At 65.8% G+C, this 26,691-nt stretch carries 4 protein-coding genes; all 4 read left to right on the plus strand.

Annotated elements, in window-relative coordinates:
* Positions 1 to 22 precede the first annotated feature (22 nt).
* The 4 genes from ON22_RS34845 (at position 23) to ON22_RS22255 (ending at position 26,530) form a co-directional block, all read left to right on the plus strand.
* On the plus strand, positions 23 to 1,429 hold the full coding sequence (locus tag ON22_RS34845; protein WP_063820640.1) for a hypothetical protein: 1,407 nt from the start codon (positions 23 to 25) through the stop codon (positions 1,427 to 1,429).
* Entirely contained in the window at positions 1,426 to 3,081 is a 1,656-nt protein-coding gene (locus tag ON22_RS22245) for a hypothetical protein (RefSeq protein WP_033243499.1), read from the plus strand. Before ON22_RS34845 ends, ON22_RS22245 begins: the two co-directional genes overlap by 4 nt.
* Before the next feature lie 9 nt (positions 3,082 to 3,090).
* A complete protein-coding gene (locus ON22_RS22250; protein ID WP_043740470.1) occupies positions 3,091 to 11,898 on the plus strand; it encodes a helix-turn-helix domain-containing protein in 8,808 nt (2,935 codons plus the stop codon).
* A 511-nt stretch (positions 11,899 to 12,409) separates the two neighbouring features.
* Positions 12,410 to 26,530, plus strand: coding sequence for an MFS transporter (locus tag ON22_RS22255; RefSeq protein WP_373280887.1), 14,121 nt, complete (start codon positions 12,410 to 12,412; stop codon positions 26,528 to 26,530).
* Positions 26,531 to 26,691 lie beyond the last annotated feature (161 nt).

The following is a 26,691-nucleotide window of genomic DNA, read 5'->3' on the forward strand; positions in this document are numbered from 1 at the left end:
TCCGCTGATGTGGGAGTGTGCCGTGATCGGGTCCGGGAGTCTGGAACTTGCGGAGCTGGCCGATCGGATCGTCGCGGGGCTGCGTGAGCTGGTGCCGGACGGGCGGCGCCGACTACAGGCCGCGTTCGCGCTGACCGTTGTCGCCGAATCGGCGCTGTTTCTCGCTGATGACGGGGACCCCCCGGTCCGCTATCAGGTGTCGGACGCGGTGTGGGAGTTGGTGCGTCGTCATCGGGCCCTGTCTGCTGCCGTAGAGGACGGGCCGTGGTGGCGGTTGCTGGTGCATGTCGATGACCGTGGGGCCGAGGTCGTCACCGATCGGGGCGCGGAGCCGTTTCCCGGTGAGCAATTGTTCGCGCCGCAGGCGTATCTGGCGGATCTGGAACGGTATCCGCGTAGGCGGCTACCTCTGTGGCTGGCTGCCTATATCGGACGCGGTGTACCCCAATCGAGATCACCACGCGCGGCCGCGGAGGGTATGCGCGCGGATCGGAGGGCGGGCGTACAGGCGGTGCCGGTAACCGGCGAGTTGCCGGATCTGGCGGTGGTGTGGGCACGGTGGGCGGTGCTGGCCGCGGTCTTCGTGGCGGCCGGGTCGGCACGAGGTCCACGGATCGGCCCGTCGGTGGCCATCTTCGAAAGTTCGGGACACAGCGGTTCGACCTTGACGCTGCTACCCGGCGACCGGGCCGTGCTGTCGGGAGGTGTCCGGGATGCGCCGGTCTTGGAAGCCGCCTACAACGGGCACGGCGCGATGCCGCGATTATTTGCCGGAGCACCCGATTGGGTGACCGACCCGGTACTCAACCCACGCGTGATGACCGGCATGCTGTCGTTTTGTTACTGGTGGGATCAAGGACAGTGGTACCGCGGCGAATCCGCTCCGATGGCGGAATGCGCGCCTGCCTTGCCCGCCGTGTGGACAGCCGATGCAGTGACGAAAGTGGTGGCGGGCGTGCTGGACGGCCCCTCGCCGGATGCCGCTGAACCGCTGGTGTCGGCCGCGCAGGCCGCGGCGGTGACCCGAGCGGCGATAGTGCAGGTTGTCGGTGAGGACGCCGAGGTCGATATCGACGGCGCCCTGTTCCAGTTCGTGCTCGCCGATCTGGTCGCCGGTGACATCGTGGGGCTCCGGGAGAAGGAGGCACTGAACCTCGTCCGTGATTACGTCCGCAGCCGGGGTTACGACACGACCGGGTTCCCGCTCTCGACATTGCGAGCCGAGCGGATCAGCGTGGGCTGGATGGTGCGATCACCGGTGCCGGACGGTGAGATCGCCCTCGACCGGGCGGTCTTCTATATCGCAGACGATGGTGTCGTGGAACGGTCGAGTTCGTCGGTACCGCTGTCGGCGTTCATCACCGATTTCGAACACCGATTCCGGCTGCGGACCAGCGGACCGATGTCCGCTACCCGAGGTGGCAGATGAGCGGCGAACTGCGACTGGACCTGGATGCCCTGCGTGAGCGTGGCGCACGGCTGGCCGATATCGCCGACCGGGTACAGCAGACACACGCCGCGCTGCAGTACAGCTTGCAGCAGGCGGAAGGCAGCTTCGGCGACGACTATATGGGGCGTACCTTCGCCGAGCAGTTCACGCCGCGCGCCGAACAAGTAGTTTCCACCGTGCAGGCCATGGCGGAAGGAATGCGCAGCAACGCGGCCGGAATCATGAGCACTGCGAACGAATTCGGTGCGCAGGATAACGACGCCGCCGCGCGAGTGGCCGGGGCGGCGCCGGGCCCGGGCCCGGCCGCCCCAGCCTGGGCGCCCCCGCAGGATGCGGCCGGTCGGCAATCGCCGGTCGACGGACCCCGGCCGACCCCATCCGATCCGGCCGCGGTGGCGCCGGAGCAGAATTCACCGGTGTATCCGGCCGGCGGGCCACAGAGCACCGGCCAACTCCCGGCCGGTGGAAACAACCGGCCCGCTAGCGCACCGGCATCTGACGGATCCTCGGGGCGAGCCGCTGCGGATAACGGCCCACGGTCCCAGTCGCCGTGGAGTCGTTCCCCGAACGGATCCGGTCCGGCGAGCAACGATGCGCCCGGTGCCCCCGGCCGCCGGCGGCCCGGGCCGCCGGTGCCGCAGCCGTCCTCCCCGGTCTCGCCCCCGCCGGTATCAGCACCGTCGCGTAATACGCCCCCTACGCCGGGAGCACCGGCACGCAGCCCGGTCGCGGGACCCGCGGGACGGGCCGGGGCACCGTGGACCGAGACGCCGCCCCGCACGCCCGGCCAACCCGGGATGCCGGGCTCCCCCGGAAACGCTGGAAGGCCCGCAAACACCGGGCCGGGTCCGCAGCAAGGTCCGCCGCCACGACCGAACACACCGGCCGGTGACAACGGCCGCGACCGTGATCGGCAGGGCGGCCGCGGGCGGTCGGCAGCCGATCCGGAAATCCAACGACTGGCACGCGCATTGGCCGAGCGGCACGGCGTCGAGGTGACAGGTTTCGATGACCCCGATCTCCAGCTCGCGCCGGTACAGGAGTTCGTGATCGCGGTGGACCGGGTCCTCACCGACTATCCGATGATCGCGCTGGAGATCGTCGCGGTGGCCGAGCTCGAGGACGAGTTCGCAACGGTGCGGTGGGCCGGGGCGCCGCCGGACAGCGAGGGCGGGGCCCGGTCGATAACGCTCGACCGGCACGCCGCACAACAGCTGCCGGAACCGGCCCCACCATCCCAGTCCCCCGCACTCCCGGAGGACACCGCCGCCGATACCGAGGAATCAGGTGACACGGCACAGCCGGGTATCTACGCGGCCACCTTGCGAGCATTCGGCCGGGCTTTCGACGCTGCCGGTGGTGGTGTCGCAGCCCGGCAGGCGCAACGAGTTCTGATATCGGAATACCTGAACGCCCAGCCGCGCCCCCGCCCTGCGCTGTCCGAACTCGTGCGCGGTTACCGGGAGTGGCGCGAGGACCTGTCCGGCAATGCCGCGAAACCAGGCGGATTCGATGTGGAGGAGGCGCTCGGCATCGCGTTCGCCGAAGTGGTTCAGCACGGCGAGCAGGCAGGTATGCAGGCACGACTGCTGTATGCGGTACTGGTCGCCGCGGCAATCCGGCAGGAGTAGGTCGAGGCGATGGACGGCTCGCTGCTCAGCCCGGTCGTACAGCTGCGCAATGCCTTCGAAGTTCTGCCCGGGTTCCTGCGTACTCCGATCGAGATGGTGGTGTTCGGCGGGGAGCTTCCCGGCGCCGATATATCCGGGATGCGGCGCATGGCGGCCGAGCTTCGTGCCCACAGCCTGGAAATGGAGGACCATTCGGCCGATATCGACAGCTTGCTGACGCACGAGGATTCGCTGGGCGAGACGGCCGAACAACTGCGTGAAACGTTGGGGTCCTACCGGGAGGGCGCGGCCAAGCTCGGCAACGATGTGAACGCCTTGGCCGATCAGGCACAGGCGGCGGCCAACGACGCGGAGAAGTGGCTGTGCGTGATGTTCACGTTCGGCATCCACCTGGCGTGGAAGGTCTACGGTTTGGTGGCCGCCGCCACGGCGGCGGGGCCGGCCGGTCAGGTCGCGGCCGCGCCGGCGGTCGAATCCACGCTGATCCAGGGACGCGCCGAGGTCGCCGTGATGCGCGCGAACCTACAGCGGGCCATTCAGGCGGGTGGCGCCAGGGCGGCCGCCCAGCTGAGCGGTATGGGGCCGGCACAGTTCGCCAAGTGGATGGGCACGGCGATCGCGCTGCCCGTGGGCGTCGAAGTGGGTGTGCAGGCGCTACAGGTCGCCACCGGGGACAGAACGTCCGAGATCATCGGGGAGGACGGTTCCAACCCCACGGGTATCGATCTGAAGTCGATCGAGGTCGCCGCCGTGTCCGGCCTCGGCGGTGCGGTCGGCGGCATGCTCGGGGGCCGGTTCGCTTCGACGATGTTCCCCCAGATCGCGACCAGTCGTGTGGCCATGGGTTTGGTGCATGGTACGGCGGGGGCGATCGGGGGCATGGGTGCGGCGTTCTCGGTTGCTGGTTGGCCGCAGCATTACACGGAGGTGCTGGGACCACTTCTCAACGGCGCATTCTCGGGGGGCGTATATGCCCAAAACGCCGGTCCGCCGGCGATCGACGGCGGCGCACCGTTCACCCCGCCGGATGCGATCCCGGCAGGGCACGACGCGAATGCCGCGGCGCCTCGGCAACCGATCGAAGTGTCGGCGGAATCGAAACGGGCGTGGGCGTCCGCACAGCAGACATGGAAACCGGCTGCGGAGCCCGCAGGTGAGCGTGGCGGGACTCCCGCCGAGGTCGCAGGGACGGCAGCGGCCGCGCCACCACAATCGCGGAGCGGGCAACAGGCATCGGCTCCGGCCGACGCCGCCGGTGGTCGAACACCTGCAGCGACCGGTGGTCGAGCGACCGAGGGAGCCGCTGGTAGAGCGCCCGAGGGAACAGGCGGTCGGGCGTCGGGGTCGCAGGCCGCCGCCGGTGCCGTCTCGCCCGACGCCGCCGCGGCTCGGCCGCGTTCGGAGGCACCCGCTCCGGTCGATCGGCCGCAGGCGGACAAGCCGGGCGCTGCGGGGAGAGAGCCCGCGCCGCGGCCGGTCGTGGCGGCGGGCGAAACCTCGCCGCCGCCGAAGATCCCGGCGGATGCACGACCGGACGGCGGGGTTCCCCAAGGGGCAGGTGCTCTGGCCGGAGAACACGCCGCGGTCCGGGATGGCCCCGGCAACGAGGCATCAGCACGGCCCCATCCGGCCGGAGAACACGCCGCGGTCCCGGATGGCCCCGGCAACGAGGCATCGGCACGCCCTCATCCGGCCGACGAGGGCGATGCGGGGTCGCCGGACGCCCGCGCCGAACGCGGAGCGTCGGGTGGCGAGGAGAATGCGACCGCGCAGCGGGATACGACCGCCGAACAGTCCGGCCAGGAAAGACCTGAGAGCTCGACCCGGACCGAGACGGATGGCACCGACACAACTACTGCGGGCGAACACTCGTTGTCCGTGCGCGGCGAGCAGAGTCTTCGCGACGCCGATCATGACAGTCTCGCCGAAGCCGCCGGTCTGCCACGCAGCGACCGCGATCGGGCGGTCGATCTGCTGATCGACTTCAACCAGGCATCGGCCGAGCACGTCCCGGAAAGTCAACGCCTGTCCAATCTTCCGGACGACGTACTGAAGGCCGGACTACACAGTGGCGATGAACACCAGTCGATGCTGGCGACAGTGGAGCTCATCCGGCGCGGCACGATCAGTGACGCGGTGCCGGGCGGCATGGTGCTGCGGGTCGAGCAGGCGGAAGCCGTCTACGCGATGAAATCGCGTCCGGTGGAAATGAAACCCGGCGAGGGCAAATCGCTGGTATTCATGGCCACCGCAATACAACGTGCGGTGCACGAGGGCTCGGTTCTGCTCGTGACCACGACCGACGGGCTGGCCAATCGCGAAGTCGTCACGTATGAGAAGTTGCTGACCGACTTCACGAACAAGAAGGTGATGTCCGACTTCGGGATCGACGTGTTCCGAGCCGATCAAGAGAACGGCTTCGGACCGATCAAGGAGGGCCGGCCGGCGATCGTGGTCGCCACCGGCGAAACGGTCGGGCACTTGTGCAATGCCGGCGTCAAGCCACCGCGGCATGTGCTGATCGACGAGATGGACGGCATCATCGACCGCGGCGAACGGCAGTTCCTCCGGTCCGAAGGTCCCGAGCAGGCGGCTCCGGAGGAAACGGCCCGGCAGGTGTTCGGCGCGGACGAATTCCTCAGCAAGGCGCTGGCGGACGGGACGCTGTCGCACGAAGATTTCGGTCTCCGGCGAATCGCCGAAGAAATCGGCGTGCAGGCCGACGGCACACCGGAGCTCATGTACTGGTACGACGGTCAGCCCGAGCTCACGGCCGCAGGACGGGCAAAGGTCGAGGCGCTGCCGGACGGCCAGAACTGGCTGGAGGGAATGGGCGCCTCCCGGCTGGAGACGGCGGCCAACGCCGAATTCCTCGTCCGTAGAGGCGTCCATTACGAAATGGACGCGGGCAAGATCGTCATCATCGATCAGGCCGAGCACGGGCTGCAACGGAACCCGAAGACCTCGAGCGAATCCCGGTGGAGCGCGGAACCGGGTAAAGCGAGCCTCGCGCAGGCAATCGAGGCGAAAGAGATCCGCGCGGCCGTCGCCCGAGGGGAGAACGCCGAGGAGCATCGGATCGTTGTGCGCGCGGATGCGGATTCCGCCAAACGCATCGATTCGGTCGAGATCTACCGTGTCGGAGAAGGATCCTTTTTCGATGAAGTGACCGGTGCGTCCGGCACGCTCACCGACCTGAACCCGGTGCTGCAGAAGATCTACGGCCTGGAGCCGGCGCACGAGGTCGGACGGTCACAGACGCATCGGCTGGTGGAGGGCCAACACGATGTGGCCGAAAGTACCCATGCCAAGCTGCGCACGATCGCCGAATATGCGAACGAGATGCGCGATGGGGGTGCGGGACGATTCCAGGAGATCCTGTGTCACCGCAACGACCTGGTTCAGCGGCAGGTGGAGGCGCTGGTGCGGGCGGGGGTGCCGCGCGAGGCGATCGAGGCGGTCGACGCCAAGCGGATCGCAGGCTGGGGTGCGGACTGGGAATCCCAGTTACAGCGAGTTTTCGACGAGGCCGGTGAGCAGGGCAAGATCCTGGTGATCAACCGGCAGGGCCAGCGCGGTGTCGATATCTCGGTATCGGATGACGTGAAAGCCATGGGCGGCATGCATGTCTGGATGACCGAGGCGCCGGAGCAGTCCTACATCCACGAGCAGGCCAAGAACCGCACGGCACGTAACGGCCAGCTCGGCAGCGCGCAGGTGGTGATGTCGCCCCAGGACGCGCTGATTCGCAATGCCATGCATCTGAGCGGGGTGCGTGAGGCGGTGATCCAATACGACCAGGCCGTATCCGCGCACGCCGCCGATCCCACCCCCCGGACCCACGACGCGATGGTCGATGCACGCCAGTCCGTCCGCGAGCTGGTGCCCGAATTGCAAGAGCGGGCGCTCCGGCACTCCACCGCGGATTTCATCCGGCACCATGCCTTCTCGACCGCCATGCCCACCGTGACCCTCGCCGAGGCCGACACCGGGCAGTATCGCCGTGATGACGAGGTCGACTTCGTACGACCGGATGGGCCGGCGGACCGGACCGCACGCCTGGCCGGGTTGCTGGGTATCCCGGCTCCCGCCGTGGCGGACCAGATCACCGCACTGGAACGCGCCGGTGTCGACGACCCGATGCGCGAGTTGCTCCACCGGGCCGGTCTCACGCCGGCAGCGGCCGAGGCAATAAAACAGCATGTCGACGAGACCGCCCCCGCGGCGGCGCGGGACCGGGCAACGTCCAACGACGAAGACGCATTCATCCATCTGGGCCAGTTACGCGGCCGGCTCGCCGAACAACTCGGCATACCGATCGCGAATATCGACGGCGCCGAAGGTATGCGCACACTCGATCCCTTGCTCACCGAGGCGCGGGACGCTCTCGCCGCAACTCTGGGATATCCCCCCGCCGGAATCACGCCCTCCATCGCACGCGATATCCTCGGCGAAGCGCTAGGCGATCACCTGCCCGCCGCGAACACCGCAGAACCCGATACACGTCACGATACTGATTCGGGCGCAACGGATTCCGGGCCGGTGGGACACGATCGCCAGGATGCCGCTGCTCCGAAGTCCGACACGCAGAACAACGACGTCGACCACGGGACGGCCGACGATATCGTTGCTGCCGCGTCACAATATTTGGCCCTCTCGGCCCTGCTCGATTCGGTCGTGCAGTTCCATCGCCGCAGTCCCAACAGTTGTGTCAACAATGCCGTGACGGGAATGCGAGTTCTGTGTCCCGACAACATCGGCCGCTTCCCGTTGCCGCCGACCCGCCTCGAGGGATACGGCCGCAAAGCGGTGCGCGATATATTCGGCGCCGGGTTGGAGAAGACCGGATCGCTGGACGAAGTAGCCGAATCGCTGAAGTCCCGGCCCGGCGGAATCTCCGTCTTGGTCTACAAATGGAAAGACACCAGGACCAACGGCACCAGCACCGAGGCCGACGACCATATGGTGCTGCTGGTCAACGACAGCACCTCGGTCGACGAACCGAACCTGGTCGTTGTCGATCTGGCGGCGTCGCGCGATGGCAACACCGAAAACGACTACGGTCCTAAGGATCTGCGCAACCGCCGCACCTTGCTGAACAGGGCCGTCGGATTCGACGATTGGCGCCGCGAGCAGGAAGCATTCATCAACCGGATACCCGCGGACAAGCGTCGGTTCGAGACCATCGAGTTCGATCGGGACGGCAACCTCGTCTCCGGATCGCGCGCGGAAGCCCCCGAGACCGAGACGCTGCCACCGCCCCAGCAAACCCACCTCCCCTCCGACACGGTGGACGATAACGATCGGGACGGCAACCACGCCCCCCGCTCGCCCGCGGAAGCCCCCGACGCCGAGACGCTGCCACGGCAACAGCGACCCCACGTCTCCACAGACCAGGTGGACGATGTCGAATCGGCGTTCGTGGGGCTGCCGGGCTTCGGCGAAGCGGTACCGATTCGACCGGGTGCCGCCGGGGAGGTACCGAACGATACGCGCCGTGACGAACACAGTCCGGTCGGCAGTCGACCCCACGACGGCCCCGACCACATCGCGAACACCCTTGGGCCCACCGGCAATACCCTCCCTACGGTGATCCAGCTGGTCCAGGATCGCGCCCGGCTGAACCACTTGCGTACGCGCCGGGACGACCTGCAAGCACAGCTGCGCCGGCTTGCGGGTGCGGATGTCGAACCGTTCGGCAGACGGCCGGTGGAAGTGCTCTACCTGAAACTGCGCGAAGAGCTGCGGGCAGGTGCGGGGCCGGTGGCGGACAAGCAGCGCGTCGTCGAGCTGATCGAGCAGTACCGGGAGCTCGACGGGCTGGTCGTGGCCGCCGACGAAAGCCTTCGGGTGGCAGGAGTTCGGACCTACAGCGGCGACTCGACCGAGGCGATGCCGTTCTATCGGCCCTGGCAGGGAACCACCGAGGAATTCGACGCGCTCTCCGATGCAGAAAAACATGCTGTCGCCAAGGCCGAACTATCCGAGGGAACCCTGGATTTCGGCGATTCCGCCACGGGCGCGGAATACGCTCGGACCCACCTCGCAACCATCGCAGCCGAGCATGCCGAGTCGATCGAGTGGGCGAAGCAGGACGCCAACGGCACCTCGTTGTTCGGATACTCGGCGGTCAACCGATATGTGGCGACGCCCTATGAAGAGAAGACGACCGACGATCCGGCCCGGCCGCATGTGCCCCACCTGGATGCCGCCATCCTGAGCAACCGGACAACCGCCGATTCCTGGGTCGTCGCCGAGACCGTACTGGACTCGGCCGACAACGCGGATCCGGCGTCCATGCGCGGCCAACTGTGTGATGCTCCGGGCTACCTGTGCGGCGAAATGGGCAGCGCACCATCGGCCCGATTGCAGGATTCCGATGTCGTACACCTGCGGGTACCCGCCGGCACTCCCCTGCTCGGCACCGAATCCGTCACCCGGACGTCGGAAGTCGTACTCATGCGGGGGACTCGATACGTCATCACGCGATCATTCGCCGATGAGGACGGCTTGGTCCATGCGTACGGGTACGTCCTGGCCGACGAGTGGGGCCCGATCCCGGGATCTGCGGAAGACCGAACCCGTGCCGCGCCGTACAGCATCGGCAGTAGGCCGTCGCACAGCGCAGCCGATCCGTCGTCGCCGAACGGCGCGAATGCGTTGAACCGTGCGCGGGGCGAGTGGATCACCGCGCGACGTGACGACAAAGGCCGGCGCGACAGCAGGACTATGACCGCGGCCGACCTGGCCAGAGCTGTGGGTGTCAATCGCAGCACCATGAGCCGGATCGAACAGGGAAGCACACGGCCGCGGCCCGGACTCTTCGTGAAGATCGGCCGGGCGCTGGGTGTGCCCAGATCAGAATTCCTGGTTGCGGCGCGCAATTTGTACCCGGACGCCGACTTCGACCTGACACCGACCGCATACCCTCTCGACGCGCCGGGGCGTTGGCTCTCGGCGATGCTCAACGACCGGGATATGTCGTGGGAGGAGCTGGCGGAGGCCAGCGGGATCAGCGCGAAATATCTGAGCTCGATCGGTAAGGGCGAGACTGTTCCGGGGGCCGCTGTTTTCCGGACACTGGGTGAGGCATTGCACCTCGGAAGCGAAGCCATCGGTCCGGCAGCCGACCACTTCTTCCCGGGAACGACAGCCGATCTCGCCCCAACTGCATACGCTCCAGAGGAACGCGGGCTTTGGCTCCGAGCGCACCGCGCCGACCGTGGTATATCGGTCGAAGATCTGGCACAGGACGCAGGGATCGACACCGAATATCTACGATCGGTCGAACGGGCGGAGCGCCACCTCGGGGTAGTCGATTTCCTGTCGTTGTGTAAGGCGCTGGGCCTCGGCCGCCAAGCCATCGACGCGGCCGCCGACCGGTTCTTCCCCGGGGTGCGGGTCGGCCTCGACCCGACTGCGTACACGCGCGAGGAGCGCGGCCGTTGGCTCCGAGCAGTCCGTTACGACCTCGGCATGTCACCCGAGGCGGTGGCGGCGGCCGCGGGGATCAGCACCATCCACCTTCGCTCGATCGAACTAGGCGAGCGAGCGCCCGGAGTAGTTGTCTTCCTTCGGATATGCGATGCACTGGGTATCGAGCCCGGCGTGACAGGTCGCGCTGCCGGACAGTTCTACCCGGAGGCGAGGTTCGAACAGGACTGGGCCGCCTACACTTCCGCGGAGCAAGGACTCTGGCTCAGGGCGCTGAGGTATCACCATCGTCTGCAACGGTCCGATGTGGCAGGCCGTGCGGGCCTGACGGAGAAATATATTGGCCAGATCGAACGCGGGGAACGCATACCGAGCCGACACACTTTCCGACTCCTCGGCCAGGAACTCGGAATCAGCCCGATCGACCTGGCTGCCGCCGAGGACCACTTCTTCGCTTCGGCGCTCACGGATGTTCCGGGCCTGCGGTTCGATGACCTCACCGCCGGTAACGAGGCGCAGGCCGACCTGGTGGAACGACAGATCGTCGAGTTGCTGGAGGGTTGGTCGGATCCGGCATACGTGCGGGAGATCGCTGCGGCCGTCGGTGCGTCGATTCGGTGGGGGCAGGGGCATCTATCTCTCCGGGCCGAGTTCGATGCCGATGCGGTGCACGTTGATCTCGTCGACATCACCGCGGATAACAGCTATGTGCGGGTCGAGTGGCGGCTGGGGCGCACTCCGGGTCCGGTGGAGCGGGCCGCCGAGCCACCGGTCGAAAGGTCTTCGGAGGAGCTCGATCTCGACCGTCTGATGGAGATGTTCGGCGACTCCGGTTCCGAAGAGCCACCGCCGTACCAGCGGGAGGTTCGTCGGATTCGCAATGCCGTCGAGGCACGGCTACTGGAATACGATGGGGACATCTCCGGCGACATGGTCGACAGCATCATGCGAGCGGTGAGCGAACTGGTCACCAACGCGAAGAAGCACCTCTACAGCAATGCCTCGTCGGCCGGCCTGGCCCCGGAGGAAGTCCTCGATCTGACGATTCGGGGTGCCGGAGACGACCGGCAGGTGCACGTCGTGGTCGCCAATGAGATCGCCTCGGGCGTCGCCACGAAACTGCCCAAATGGACACCCGACGAACAAGATGTGGACCGGGAAGGCGGTCGCGGCACGCAGCTCGTGGTCGCCGAGAGTACGGTCGCGGTCCGCCGCATCATCGGCGGCGGCCTTCACCGACCGGACGAAGGACACACTCGACCCGGACGAGGCGATTGCGGTCGGATTCGCCGATGGCGAGATCAATGGTCCCGTCGTCGGCAGCCCGCAATGGGTGATCCACCACTTCGTCACCACCCTGAGCCCGCCCGAAATCACTCCTGACTTGGTGGTAAATCTTCCCACCGCTGACGGCGCCATCGGCAGCCGACCGGCGCGGAGCAGCGGGATCTCGGAACACGATGTCGCGATACTGCGTGAGCTCGCGCTGGGCAGCACTCCAGCTGATAACCCTGCTGCGAAGCCGGCTCGAGCCGGTCACCGGATCGCGTACGGTGCCGGCGCCGCCGCCCCCAACGCGGAAGACGCACTGGACAGTCCCTTCCGGCTACGCGCCGGACGCCGCAACCCCGCCCCATGGGACCCCCTCCACATGGACGGCGGCGGCGCCCACCGTGGCAGACCCGACGACTCCGAACCACACGCGAACAGTGAAGTGGACAGCGAGCCCGAGAACCTGGCCATCGGTCGCGGGAGTCTCCGAAAGTTGATCACCCCCTCGGTGCCCGAGGGCTTTCGGCGCGTCGGTCACTTCTTCCTGCCGAACCGTTCCACCGACGACGGTCCGGCAGATACCGGCACTCCCCGCGCCGAGACCGAAACCAGCGGATCGCTGATGCGGCTGTACCGCACGGACCGAGAATTCCGGAACCTGGCGACCGGTGGGCTGGTATCGAGTATCGGGGGTTCGAGCGCCGAGACCGCACTGATGTTGATGCTGATGGATATCGACCCGGGCACCGCGGCGCTGGTCTCCACCCTTTCCGCCGTACCGCAAATTGCGCTGGCTCCCTTCGCCGGCTACTTGGCCGATACCCGCCGACCCACTCGGATCATGCGACGGGCCACTTTGGCGGCGGCGCTCACCTCGGTCGGTGCGGCTTTCGCAACTGGGTTCGATGTGCCCCAGATGGTTCCGATTCTCATCGGTACAACGATGTTGGGGACCGCCGCCAGCACCCTTTACTCTCCAGCCCAATCCCGGGTAACGAAGGAGGTCGTCGGCACCGATGAGCACATACAACGGGGATACTCACAGTACAAAACATTCGAGCTCAATCTCAGTCGAACGATCGGGCAGAGCCTCGCGGCAGTGATGCCACCGTGGCTTTCCCTCGGGCTGGACGCGGCGGCCTCGAGCGCCAACCTGGCCGGGTTGCGGCACGTTCGCGAATTGCCTCCAGAGATACCAACCGAGTCGCCATCCGTTCGAGAACGCCTGCGGGCGATGTTCGTCGACGGTTTCACCGCATTGAATCAGGATGCGGTACTGCGCAACTACACGTGGAACCTCGTGACCACCAATGGGTATCTGGGCGCGCAACACTTCTATTACCTCCATTTGCTCACTCAGGCCGATCTCTCCCCGGCACTGACCGCCACGGCAGTACTCATGCCTGCGGCCGGTGGGATGATCGGAAACTTCTTACCCAAGAACTGGTTGAGCAAAGTCGACATCCACAAGCTCCTCGCGGCCAGATACGTTGGTTTGACCGCTATGGCGGCCAGCGCACTGACAGCCGCCGCTACCGACCAGGTGTTCGTCGCCGGCGCCGGCTACCTTGCGGGTTGGGCGGTTCTAGGAGCCGCAGGTGTTCAGACCAACGCCTACTTCACCATCAACGTCCCGAGCGACCGATTCGGGCGCGCGATTTCGTTCATCAATGTCGCACGGCTCACTGCCTACTCGGCGTTCGGTTTGGTCGGCGGGGTACTCATCGCCAACCAGGGGTCTGTGAACACTGCCGCCGCAATGACCGCGGGGATGGGAGTGATCACAACCGCGTCGATCGCGCGGCGCTTCGAAATCCAACGCCGAATGGCCAATTGGCTATCACCGCTACAGGATATCGACGGCAAGCCGGCCCCGATCCACCGAGAAGCCCCGATCCACCCGAGCAACGAGCACATCGCGCCACCGCCGGCGATAGCACAGGTTCGTTCGCTCGATGGTGAGCCGGTGGTCGAACTGGCCGGTCGACCGCCCCTTCCCGACGGCGTCTACACGCTGAAGCTCGCCTCCGAAGACCCTGACGTGACAGCCCCGCCGTCACAGCCTGCCGGGAAACCCGTGACCCACGGTCCCACCGGCGTCCGCAACGCCCCTCTGAACGAGGAAACCCGGCTGCGGCGCGCTGCTCGCGCGAACATTCGCGGGCACGGCTCCGGCGTCGATGTCCCCACCACGGAAGACGCACTGGACAGCCCATTCCGGCTACGCTCCGGGCGCCGCAACCCCGCCCCATGGGACCCCCTCCACATGGACGGCGGCGGCGCCGCCCGTGGCCGACCCGACGACTCCGATCCGGGCGATGCGCCCGAAATGCCCGGCAGCAAAAGATCTTCCGAAGCCAACAGTGTCCTACACCGTGCTCAGGGCAACGACAAAGCGGCATTCGAGCAGCTGCGTAAGGAGTACGGGCGCGCATTGTTCGCGAAAGTGCTCTCGGATCTCGGAGTTCCGGCAACCGCTGTCACGCCCGAGCTACGTCCGTTGGTGCGGGTAGCGCAGGGACTCAACCGTTTGGCGTTCGATATCGCGGACCAGTACCGCTGGCGGGTCCAGGATGCCGCCCCGCTCGAATGGTTGCACGGCATCGCGCGCAATCTGGTGACCGGCTGGTTCGAAATGAATGCTACGCAACGCAGCCACGCTGCCGAGGCCCTTGCTGCGGCGCAGCACGGAGGCCGCCTTACGGTGGTGCAGCGCGGTGCACTCGATCGGTTGAACAAGGCCGGTCGGCACGACTTGGAGGCCGAGAGGAAGCACCCCAGCGGTATCGACACGACCGCTCCTGCCGGCAGCGGGGTGACCAACCGCCAGTTCATGGTGCTCCAGCTGATCGCCGCAGGTATGACAGACGGCCGAATCGGCACAGAACTCGAGCTTTCGCCGGGTACCGTCGGGATTTACCGCAACGAGCTACGCCGCAGGTTCGGCGCGCGCACCGCGTCCGAACTGGTGTATCTCGCGCTCAGCGCCGGAGTGCTCGCCAGTACAGTCCCGGTCGGCGACCGATCGGCTGCGACCGCGATGATCGAGCCGACCAGCCGTGAGCTTCAGTTGATGATCCGGATCGCGAACGGCGACACCAGCAACGATATCGCGCAGGACCTCGACATCACCTCGCAGGCAGTGGACCAGCAGGTGACCGCTCTCCGCCGCCGATTGGGGGTCCGCAATCGGCCCGCGACCGTGCTCGCCGCCGTGCGCGCCGGACATCTCGAACTCGCCCCTCAGGACGCCCTGGGTAGCGCCGACCCCCACCTGAGCCCCCGCGAGATCGATCTAGTCACCCGGGTCGCGAACGGTGAGACCACCAACGACATCGCGCGGGCGCTCCGGACGTCGCCATCCGTGGTGGACGAGTATCTGACGCGAATCGGCGGCAAGTTGCGGGTGCACAACCGGGCGGCGATGGTGGCGGTCGCGCTGCGCAGCGGCATGCTCCCCGATATCCACCCGATACCCCGGGAGATTGCCGATGTCACGTCCGCAGAGGTCGACCTGCTCGACCGAGTCGCGAACGGCCAAACGAACACCGACATCGCGAAGGACCGCAAAACGACGTACGGCAGCGTGGATGTGGCTCTCGCCGGCATTCGGCAGAAGCTGGGCGCACGCAACCGGCAGGAGAGCGTGGCGCTCGCCCTTCGCACCGGCATCCTGCCCGGAATGCCGACCGCACCGCCAGCGGCCGGCGATCATGACAACACCGCCAAGCCGTCCGAGGGCTCCCTCACCGCGCCAACGAACCAGCCCAGTACTACATTCCCATCGTCGTCCCCCGACGACCCCACCGATCCCGGCGGAATCGGTGCCAGGCCACAGTCCGAGCGGCCGTCCTCCCAGCCCCTTTGGGCCTCCGCACTACAGAAACTCGGCCCGCACGCGAGGCCCGAATGGCTCACCGTGCCGGACGCACGCCCGCCGGAGGCCGACCTCGGGACCTGGTGGAACGTCCAGCTGACCCCGGCCGAGCGGTCGGCGATGGTCCACGAATTTCCGGATGCAGTGCTGGCCATGGATGTCGAACTTTCCCCGGAGACAGTCGAGGCCGCCACCGAGCAGCAGGGTCGGCTCTCCAACCTTCAGCCCGTCGACGCCTATCGTCATCTGGGCGGCACCGCAGGTGTGCGGATGTCGCGAGAGGTGGCCGCGGCGCTGCGGGAGACCGCGCGCCGGCACGGCCAGAAGGCCTCTGGCAAGTACAAGGATGTCTATCTGTTCGGCGACTTCGCGGTTCTGAACTACCGGACACACAATGATCTGGTGGTCGACTTCGTGCTCTGGCCGCAGGAGCACCGCACGTTGCAGGCGATTGCCCAGGCGATACCGGAGGGGCTCGAATCTCCGTTCCAGCAGGTGTTGTATGCCGAGCTGGACGAACAGGGCCGTCCGGCATTCGAGATTCAGCGCCGCATCCATGGTCAGCCCGTGCACACTCTTGCCGACCGTAGCGTGGGCGAGGCGCTTGTTGCCATTCACCGCCTACTCCGCCAGGTCCCGGTACCCCAGGAGTTGCTGCCGCTTCCCGAGGATTACCCCGAGGATTCGGTCGGCTTCTTCCAGATGCTGAGGGACTATTACGAGCAGCGCTATCGACATCTCCGGACAATCCCCTTGTATCGTGCGATATTCGACAGATTGAGGTTCCCCGAGCAACTGACAGGGGGATTGGACGTATTTGTTCCCGCTATCAGATCTCAACAGTTCCAGCTTCAGCACGGAGATCTGACCAAGGGCAATCTCATCCGAACCCCCCTCGGAGCTATCAAAATCGTCGACCCAGGCCTCATGGTCTACGGCCCCTCCGATTACGACGCCGCAATCATTTGGCAGCGCGACCCGGGTGGCGTCGACCATATGGAGAACGCGCCCCTTCATCTCCGGCCGTGGATCGCCCTACTCGAGGCAGTCCGCATGCTCAATGACGTGGTCGGTCTCGTGGACGAGGTGAACAGTGCTGTTCCCGACAGTGGCCGGACATACTCCGCTGCTTGGAATGTCCTTACCGTTCTCGGCCCCGTCCAGTTCAACTGGTACGGCCGCGTACACACCATGGCGACATTGACTGAACTCATCGAGCTCGCAACCGATGCCAGGGAGTCAGTCGTGCGCCAGAGCGACCAGATCGGCAGCAAACCGGCAGGTAAGCCGACTTCCGACGACGAGGCACAGCGAGCACGCCCGGCCGGTCGTTCGGCGACAGAGGCCTCGTATGTACCGCAAATCAGCGGACTCGCCGCGGAATTGCGTAGCTTCGGAACGAGCTTCGCCTACATCGACGACCTGCTGCGTATCGCCGAGGGCGAACAGCACGGAAGCGACTGGATCGACAGCCCCGACTACTACGATTGGCAGTTGAGCTGGCTGCGGGAACGCAGCCCCCTCCTCAGCATGCTTTCCGCGTTCTCGGCGGCGGCGTTGGAGGCGGAAGAAACCGTAGGCCTGCCCAATACCGGTCCGGGACCGCTGCTCATCGAGCAGTCCCGCCCCCTGACACCGGACGAAATGCTGCGCGTCTACAAGTACCGGACGATGCCGGCCGATACGCCGGAACAACCCAGCGGCCCCGATATCGCGCGACGTTCCAGCGCCGTCGGCCACGTCCAGCGTGAGCTCTCGCTGGACGAGCTTGCGCAGTACAACTACCTTGCGCTGCTCGCAGCGCGACCGATACTCCAAGTGGATCGCGACCTGACCCGGCAATTCTTGACCCCGGCCGAGTTCGAGCATCTCGAGCCGATCCCGCGCAATGGGGTGTACGGGGCGAACTACCCGGGCTGCCGAGCGCTGTCCCGGGATCAGCCTGCCTACTTCCGGGCGCGGTTCGCCGGTGACAGCCTGCTACCCGAAATCGCGTGCCGGGCGGTATACGACCGCTTCCTGAATCATTGGATCGAACCGTATCAACTTCGTCACGCCACACAACTGCGCGACGCGTTCCGGGACACCTCCTCGGCTCCGGAAGATCACGTCGCCCGCTGGTTCACCTCCGTAACCGTGGAGGCACTGGCCGCGCCGCCCGATGCCGCGCCCGATATCCTCGACCGCGCCCTGCGCACTCACCTGCGCCGCCGCGCCGGCATATCCGCGCCGGCAGACGACACGCTGTGGCACTTCGTGTCCACGGTTTCTGAGTTGCTCGCCGGCACCTACGACTTCGGACACTATCTGCAGCAACGCAACTACCCGGAGACCGAGGGGTACGCACGGACGGTGCGCGAGGTCGTCCTGGACCGGTATTCGCCGGCGGCAATCGCCCGAGTTCCATTCATCGCGAACGTCATCGGGGCCGCCCCCGCGCCCCAGCGGGAAACCACACAGCCACCGGGCGCACCGGAATCAGCGGGCTCAGCGCGGAAAAGCCCGAACCAGCCCACTACGGCATTCCCCTTGTCGTCCCCCGACGACCCCACCGGTCCCGCCATCGGCGCAAGGCCGTCACACTCTGCGTGGTCCCGCATCAGGCAGCGGCTGGCGGATGTTCAGAGTACGGGCATACCCTCGCAGGCAGAACCCACAGCCGGCCCGTCGACCGCGAAGCCCCGCCCCATCGCCGAGCTGGCCGAATATTTCGGCGCGGATGCCACTGAGCAGACATTGGTCCAGACGGTGAACCCCGACGATGTGACCGGTGCGTCCACCGCGCACGCGGAGAAGGTGGCGCAGTGGTGGGAGTCGCTGGGCAACGGGGCTCCGCAGCGGTCCGGGCTACCGCAGTTGCAGCGCGACCTCGACCTTTCTGATCTGCAGTTCGAGGTATTCCAAGCCCATCCGTGGTATGTCGGCAATGCCGACGGCATTCCCTACACGGTGCGCGACAGAGCTAATCGGCTCGCAATCGAACAGCGGATCGAACAGTTCTTGGAGCGACGCCCAGGCATATACCGGCGTTTCCGCACCACCCTCACTGCGGCCGAACGGTCCGAACTGGCGAATCTGCTTCGCCTTCGACGCCAGCTGCCGCTGGTCGAGGCGACGGCCGCGGGACTGACCGGCAAACCGAAGGTTCAGCTGGTGGCGTTCGACCCGGCCGTGCACGGCGAGAACGGCCGCGTGATCATCGCCATCGGCGATCTGGACAACGCCGAGATCGTGAACATGATGGCCAATGGTTTCGGCTCGACCACGGCGACGCTGTACAACCGTTCCGGGTATGCCATGAGCCTCAACGAAATCGCCGCACTGCGTAGCGACGGCTCGGCGGTGGCGACGGTGGGCCATATCGGCTATCACTGCCCCACCGACGCCTCGGTCGCGGTTTCGCACAAGGCTGCGGAGGGTGGTGACATCCTGGCCTGTGATACCACCGCTATCCATGCGACTCGCGCGTATTACGCCAGCCGTCCCGGTCACGCACCGATGCCGCGGTTGTTCAACGCGGTCGGGCACAGTTACGGATCCACCACCACCTGCTACGCGGGGCAGGGCCGGCGCCTGGCCGGGATTATCGACCAGGTGATTCTCACCGGCTCCCCAGGAACCGGCTGGGTCCTCGAACACGCCGATGATTTCGGTGTACCGGTGTGGGTCCTGGGCGATCCGGACGATCCCGTCGCCCAGCTGGGAAGGCGTGCGCCCCAGTCGGACCAGAGCAAGTTCGGAGTCGGTCTGGGGTTGGCGCCGACCTCACCGGAGTTCGGCGCGACGGTGCTGACCACCGAGGTCCCGGCCGGTCGCAAGTTCACGATGGTCTCGGATCGGCTCGACCGCAACGTATTCAAACCGCATGCCTCCTACTACCTCTGGCGTGATTGGCCGGACCGCGTACCCACCAGTGGTCTGAACAATATCGGCTGGGTACTCGTCGGACGTGGCGACCGCGCAGAGGTCCGCGAACCGCATGGGGCGGACCGCCCCGGATGGATACGGGCACGTGCCACCGGGCGGCTCGGATCGAACGATCCCGCCGACAATACGGGCGGGCCACCGCAGTCGCCTGTCCATCCGGATTCCGACGGCACCATCGGCAGCGCGCCGGCCAACGTCCCGCTGGACCCATTCGACGCCGCACAGGTGGTGGCACTGGTCTCGAGCAGTTCGTCGGCCCCGGTGCAGTGGCAGCCGGTAGCCCAGGTGCACGATGACGAGTTGCTGGCCGCGGCCGCCGATACCGATATCGACCTCGCCGCGATCCGGCAGGCATGGGAAGTTATCGCAGACGACTATCCGCGTTCGGGGTGGCGCACCGGCGGCGGACTGCTGTTCCGGGGCGGCGCACGACCTCACACCGATGTGTTGGCAGAGGGATTCGTTCCGCGGCAGCAGCACGAAGGCAGAGTCGTCTACACAACGGTCCGTGTGGACAGGGCTGCCGACTACGGCGAATCGGTGAAGACGGACGACCGAACGTCCCGGGTGTCGGCCGTCCACCAGATTTTCGTCATTGATGCGCCCGGTGGGTTCGGTGTGGTCGACGAGCTCGACAGCGTCGTCGCGGTGCATTGGCCGGGTGGACTCCGAAGCGAGCGGATCGTGGGTTGCTTCGAGATTCCCGCCGACATATGGCAGCGGGATTTCGAAGCCCTCGCCGACGAACTGCGACAGTACTGGCGCCCCAATCCGAGATATCAGCCATATGACGGCCCGATTGTCACCGAGGTGAGGCCGACCGCCGCAGCCCTGGAGGACGAGACCGCACGCGCCGACCCGTCGGATCGCGGCAGGCAAGGCGACAGCCCCATCGGATCTCGACCCGGCCACGATCCGGCGGATCGAGAGGTCGAAACCCAGCGGTTGATCGACGGTGTCGAGACGGCCCACCGGATGCTGACAGCCTCCGACGATCCAGACCCGGTGGCCGAATCGATCTCCCACGCGACGGATTCTCTCCTGCATCCACGAGCCGGGGAACTCCCGGTGGCACCGCCCAGAACGTACGCCTATGTCGAGGAGACCATCGACTATCGGCACGTTCATTTCGACAACCGAGGTGTGCTCCGCGATCCCGACGAGTCCAGATATAACACCGGCCCGGGCGGCGACTACTTCTTGGTCTACCCCGACGAAATAATCACGGCGCCGTACCCGACCTCACACGAGAAGCTGCACAGCACTTTTCCGCAGAACAAACCGACCGACCGAACATCCGCGAATCCGCACGGTGTCCACGGCAACGAGAAATATCCGATTGCATTCGGGCACTGGTGGATGGATGAGGACCGACGACGCGTCGAATTCGGAAGCGGGGTGTTCTCTCGTCCGGAGACAAATGCCATGCACAGTGCCATCGGACGGGTCGTGCTCGGATTCGACGATATCGAATTCACCGACACGATAAACGACCCGCTCTGGCGGCGGAACAAACCGCCCGGTGTGCCCACCGTCGGTGAACTGATCACCCGCGGGGGACGGGCGACCAGCCGGGCGACGCCCGGTGCGGAAGATATGTTCCGAGGTGGTATCGAAGATTTCTGGGTCGATTTCGTGCGCAAAGAATCGGAAACCGATCAGCTGATCCTCACGTTTCGGGTGAACGTAGTATTCGGTGAGTCCAGAGAGCTCACCCTCGTACTGCGGCACGGCAGTGGTGGCGACACAGCGCAATACACCCGGGATACAAGGCCCGGCGAAAACCCGGACCCGATAGATTCGGCCGTCGACAAGTTCCATGCAGAGGTGGTCGCACCCTGGCTTGCCCAATCGGGCACCACCCTGCTGTCCGCCCCCGAAACACACCTGGATCCGGACCCCGGGCCCGGCGCTGTCCGGCCGGCTCACGGCACCGGTCGACCGAATACCACCACCCGGCCCGACCCGCGTACCGAAACACCGGGCCCTGTAGGTGTCACGCGAACTCCGGATCGGCCGATGGGATCCGCCGACCGGATGCCGACAGCCGACCCCGCCTCGATGCCGTCATACGCCCGAAAATGCCTGGTACAGACTGTGCGTACCACCTGGGGGGTCGGCTACGACGACGCTACTGTGCCGGACCGGCAAGCCACCGCATGGGCAGACCTGGAAGACGGCCTCCGGACCCGGTTCGCCCGGATTCCTGCCGCCGCGCTGAGCACCGCTGCCACCGACGACTCCCCCATCGCGCGAACGCTGAACATACTCGAAAATCCGGACAGCGGGATCGATACCGTGGTCTTCGTCATAGATGACGGTGAAAGGGCCCACAGCTGGATGGCGACATCCGTCGAGGGGGTCGTCGTCATCTTCGATACCGATCTTCCCGATCCGGATATCGCACCCGAAAACCTTTCCGGCGAACGTGGTACCGAGAAGCGCGCGCCCCGGGTCCGCACCCGCGAGCTGTGGGAGCGGGAGATATCGCAATCTCATCGCGAAATCCGCGACGTCTTCGCGGCCGGTTTCACCGCAGATGCCGATGGACGTCTGCAGCTCATTCCGCAACAAGACACCGAAGGGCCCACCCAGGATCAGTACCTGCACGAGATCCACGGCCTTCTCGGTCGTCGCCCGAAACATCAATGGCCGGGTTCCGCCGAGGATCTGCCGAACCTCGAGCTGCTGGCCGACGGAATCGCACGCAACAGGTGGCTGGTCGGCAAGCTCAACACTGCCCTCGGCGTGAATTTCCGTTGGTCAACCGAGTTCCGGGCATATATCGACTCGCTGCCGGTAACAGCGCACAGCGAGAACGCAGTACAGACCGAGCGGTGGTTGGCGAACCTGACAGAGACCGAGAGCGGGATCCGTCGCCTGGTGGGCGGCGCCGCGCGCCGGACCATCGACGGTGAGGTGGTCGGGTGGGACCACGGTCTCCGGCTGAACACAGCGTCCGGAAAGGAGGCCGAGAAGCGCATCCGGTGTCTTCGGGCGGGCCGCGATCTTCGGCTGGCGAGATTCACACCACGGTCCGTGGCCTGGCTCGACGACTACCGTGACCTGGGACAGCATCCGAACCCGTCATTGGCATACGCGACCGAATGGATGTGCGGGGCGAATCTGGGCGGTATCGAAGCGCAGTTCGGCACCATCACCAGGGCCCGTGCTTCGTGGACCGATCTGGCACCGGTGACCGAGCTCTGGCACGATCTCGACCGGTATGTAGAACCGGACCCACAGCGGGCCCTGCATCCGATGACAGACACCGTATTCAGCTGGTCGTGGCGATACAATCGCGTCTTCTGGACATCGGGTCCCACGGTTCAGCTTCGTACGGCAGATCTACCCGCCGGTGAGATCATCCGCGGTCGTTGGATCCACAAGGAACAGTATGTTCTGGTCGTCGACGAGAAGGCCGGCCGGGACCAGATCCGGGCCGAACTCGAGAAGCATATGCGCTCGTTGATCGGTGAGGGCTATGTGCCCCGGCAGGCTCCGCCCGGAAATATTGTGCGTGGCAAACTACTCACCGCCGGGATGGAGAACGCCGGATACGTTGCGGGTGCGGGATTGGCGGCAGGCCTCGATATCGGATTCCTACCGTGGCCACTGGCCGGCATGATGGCGGGCAGTGTACTGCGCCAGGGCGGCGGGATGATCACCGAATACGCGGCCATCAACAAAAAAATTCGACAGGCAATGCTGGCCGAACTCTACGAGGCCTCGACTGCCGGTGGAATTGCACCGCCCGGGCGAAAGGTGATCGAGAATCAATTTCGGACCGCCGAGATGCTCGGGGTGGTCGCGAAATCCCTCGGCCGCACACCGGCGCAGTACCCTGCGCCCGAGGAGATGATACAGCTGTCGGAGCAGCAGGCCGCAGAACTCCTGCACCGAGCCGACAGTCTCATGCGTGCGTTCAGGCGTGGGGTGGAGGAAGGTACGTGGCAGCTTCTGGCCTCGAAGAATACTGGGGCAAACATGTGGTTGAAATTCCATTTGCGACCGTTGCGCGGAACCTCTTTGCCGGAAGAGAACGGCGCATATTGCTTCCCACTGGTGGGCAATCAATTCATAAAGCAGTCGACTGCATACTATCGGTTTGCCGTGGGCGACAAGACGCCGAGGACTTATATCGACTTCCGGAACACCGGCAGGCTCGACGAGTTCCACCTCACAATGGTCCTGTGGCCCAATCTGTACTACGCCACGGATGAGGAGTTGGCAGCGGTATTCTTCGAAAATTTCTCCCGTTCGCTGTCCACTGTCGGTAGTGCGTATGCCGATCTCCCCGGGGTGGGAGCGCGGATAAAGGAGCCGGCGGTCATCAACGGCGCCCTCTACGCACCGATCACCATCGGCCTGGCGAGTGTGCTGGGTGTCGCACCGCTGGCAGCCGCCATGATCTTGGGACGAGCCGGCGGTGAATTCGGTGCAATTCCCGCCGATGTATGGGCCGAATTGGCAAGTCTGCACCACCAGAAGAACGCCTTCTACGATATGCAGAAGCGGCTGGGCTTCGAAACCTCCACCGGCATGGGACCACACCTCAGCCGAAGATCCCTGGAACTGAACAGTTCTCAGCGTGCCCAACAGCAAGAAATCTTGGGACGGCTCGGGCTCCCTACGGACGCCGACGCACCGAACCGCCTCATTCCCGGCGAAAACATCCTCACCGCCGTGAGTCGAATCGTCCACGAATGGGCAGAACACCACGACGCGATCGACGATATGCGGGTCGAAGTCCTCCGCGAGACGGGGCTGACCACGGTAGCCGGTGTCGAAGCGAAGAAGATAGCGGACGGCGACGACGACGCGCGGCTGGCCACCCTCCGCACAACCTTGGATGACGGGCGCCGGCTGGTTCTGTATGCCGCGTTTTCTGTCAACTCCGATAAGAGTTACGAATTCCCGCTGGTGTCCTTCCGCGACGCCGACTACCACCGCGGGATGTCATCGGACCGGGGTATTCGGTGGGAACAGCACCGGGAACGCCTCATCGAAATTCGGCTGCCGGCACAGTGGCGACACCATCTGCCGGAGAACGACGAGACGAAACTGCGCCGTACTCTGGACGATCTACTCGCCCGCGAGCGGATGATGCACGGGATGCCGGTGGGAGAGCTGATCAAACGAGGCCTGGCGCGGGCCCTCGGGGGCGATGTTGTTCCGGGCCTGCTCGCGTTGTTCGCCGAGGATCCCGCAGTAGCCGTCCGCGAACTCACGAACGCGGGAATCACCGTGACCAAAGAAGGTCTCGGCGCGATCCTCAACGCGGTAGAGGAGCAGCGCATCCTGAACAACCGCGTGAGCGCCTTTCCCCCGGGGGCGACCGCCCGGACGCTCACCGACGATTGGGAACGTTCACTCCTGCAAACCTACGACAGCATTCGTGCGACCGCGGCACGACTGCAACAGACCGCCGAGGCGTACCCGGACAATCCGGCACTCCAGGAACTGGCCGCGACGTGGGCCGACCGGGCCGCCACGATAGAGCGGCAACCGTGGCACCAGGTGGACGACGTTGTGTCGGAGATCGAACAAGCAGCCGAGGAAGACGATTATGCGGAGTCGGTGATCCGGCTCGGCGCCTCCAATGTCATCGAGGTGATCACTGCTCGCCCTGGGGAACTACCGCCCCGTCGCGAAATCGTGGAGATACTGCCGAACCTCCCTGGCTCCGGCACCTATCTGAAACCGAACCCCGACCAGTACGCCGATGCGTCGAGCTACCTCCTGTACGACCCGGCCGATCCCGAGTCACTACGCCCGATACTCACTGCCTGGTTCGCGCAATGGCACGGTTCTCCATTCAGTGAGATGCTCGTTCGTTCCCGCGGCTCGGATGTAGCGGTATCCGAGGGCAGCGCGATGGCGAACCGGGCCGCGGCCAGCCGTAGCGAGGACGGATCCGGTATCGGAGATATGCCGTACGTGGCGGCCGGTGCAATCAACGGTCTCGGCCAGGCCTGGGTGGACCGCCAGTTCGCCGACAAGGAAACCCAGACCGACCGTCGCTATCAAGCGCTGATGCACCGTGACATAGTCACGCCCCCCAAACCGCTCGAACTGCTGATGCATCGGTTCAGATGGGAGAAGGAAAGGATATTCCTGGAAATTGTCACCGCCCTTGCCACCGCTGCCGATTCGACCGGCGGTACCGGGTTCGACGATATGATTCCCATAATCGACGGCCTCCGACGCGCGCTGGACGGCACCACCGAGGATCCCACCGAGCGGAGAAAGCCACGCGCGCCGCGCGGAATCGTACGAGAGGGCACGGCGGACCCCTCCCTGCAGCCGCGACCGGACAACTTTCCGGGTCGCGCGGCCTGGCAGCAGGAGATACTCGGCTTCGCCGGTCACAGCGTGGAAAAGCTGGCCGCGCAGCTGGAAGTACCGGTCGAGGAGGCACGCACAATACTCGAGGATGCGATGTCGCGGACCCGCCTGCTCACCGAACAGGAAGTGGACGAGGCCGAAATACCGTTGGCCGAGAATCAGCAGGACCGGCGCAGGCCCCATCTGGGACGCCCGCTCATCGACTGGTCGACGACAACGATCTGGATGGCACCGCAGCGGACCGACATCATGGCCACAGCGTGGCTGCGGCAGGTACTGCGCCTACGACTCGGGTCGCCGGTGGACGAGCTGACGCAGACCGAAGCCACTGCTACAGACGTGGCAATTCGGCGTGAGCAGGGCATCACCGACCAGCTGCGGCCGTGCCTTGCCCACATCATCGAGCTGTTCGGTGACGAAGTATCGCAGGCTCTGCGCGCCGATCTCGAGGCGTCCTCCGGACCGGAGACCGAGGAGCGAATTCGGGCACGGCTGGACGAACTGGCGGATTACGCTGCCTCGTTCGAGCTGGACACAACGGCGGGCCGACCGCCGTTGGAGCTGGATCTGTGGACTACCGAACGAGACTAGCGACGCGGATCTCAGCAGCCGACCGCGGACACGCCGAGTACCCCTGACCGCATCGACACCAGGCCCGAGAAATCTCGAGGACCAAGCCTGAACTAGCCACTGAGCTCGGAAACCGAACGGAAGCGTGAGCACCGCCTCTACGTGCGATCAATGCGGACCCT

The sequence above is a fragment of the Nocardia carnea NBRC 14403 genome, assembly GCF_000308515.1.
Lineage (GTDB): Bacteria > Actinomycetota > Actinomycetes > Mycobacteriales > Mycobacteriaceae > Nocardia > Nocardia carnea.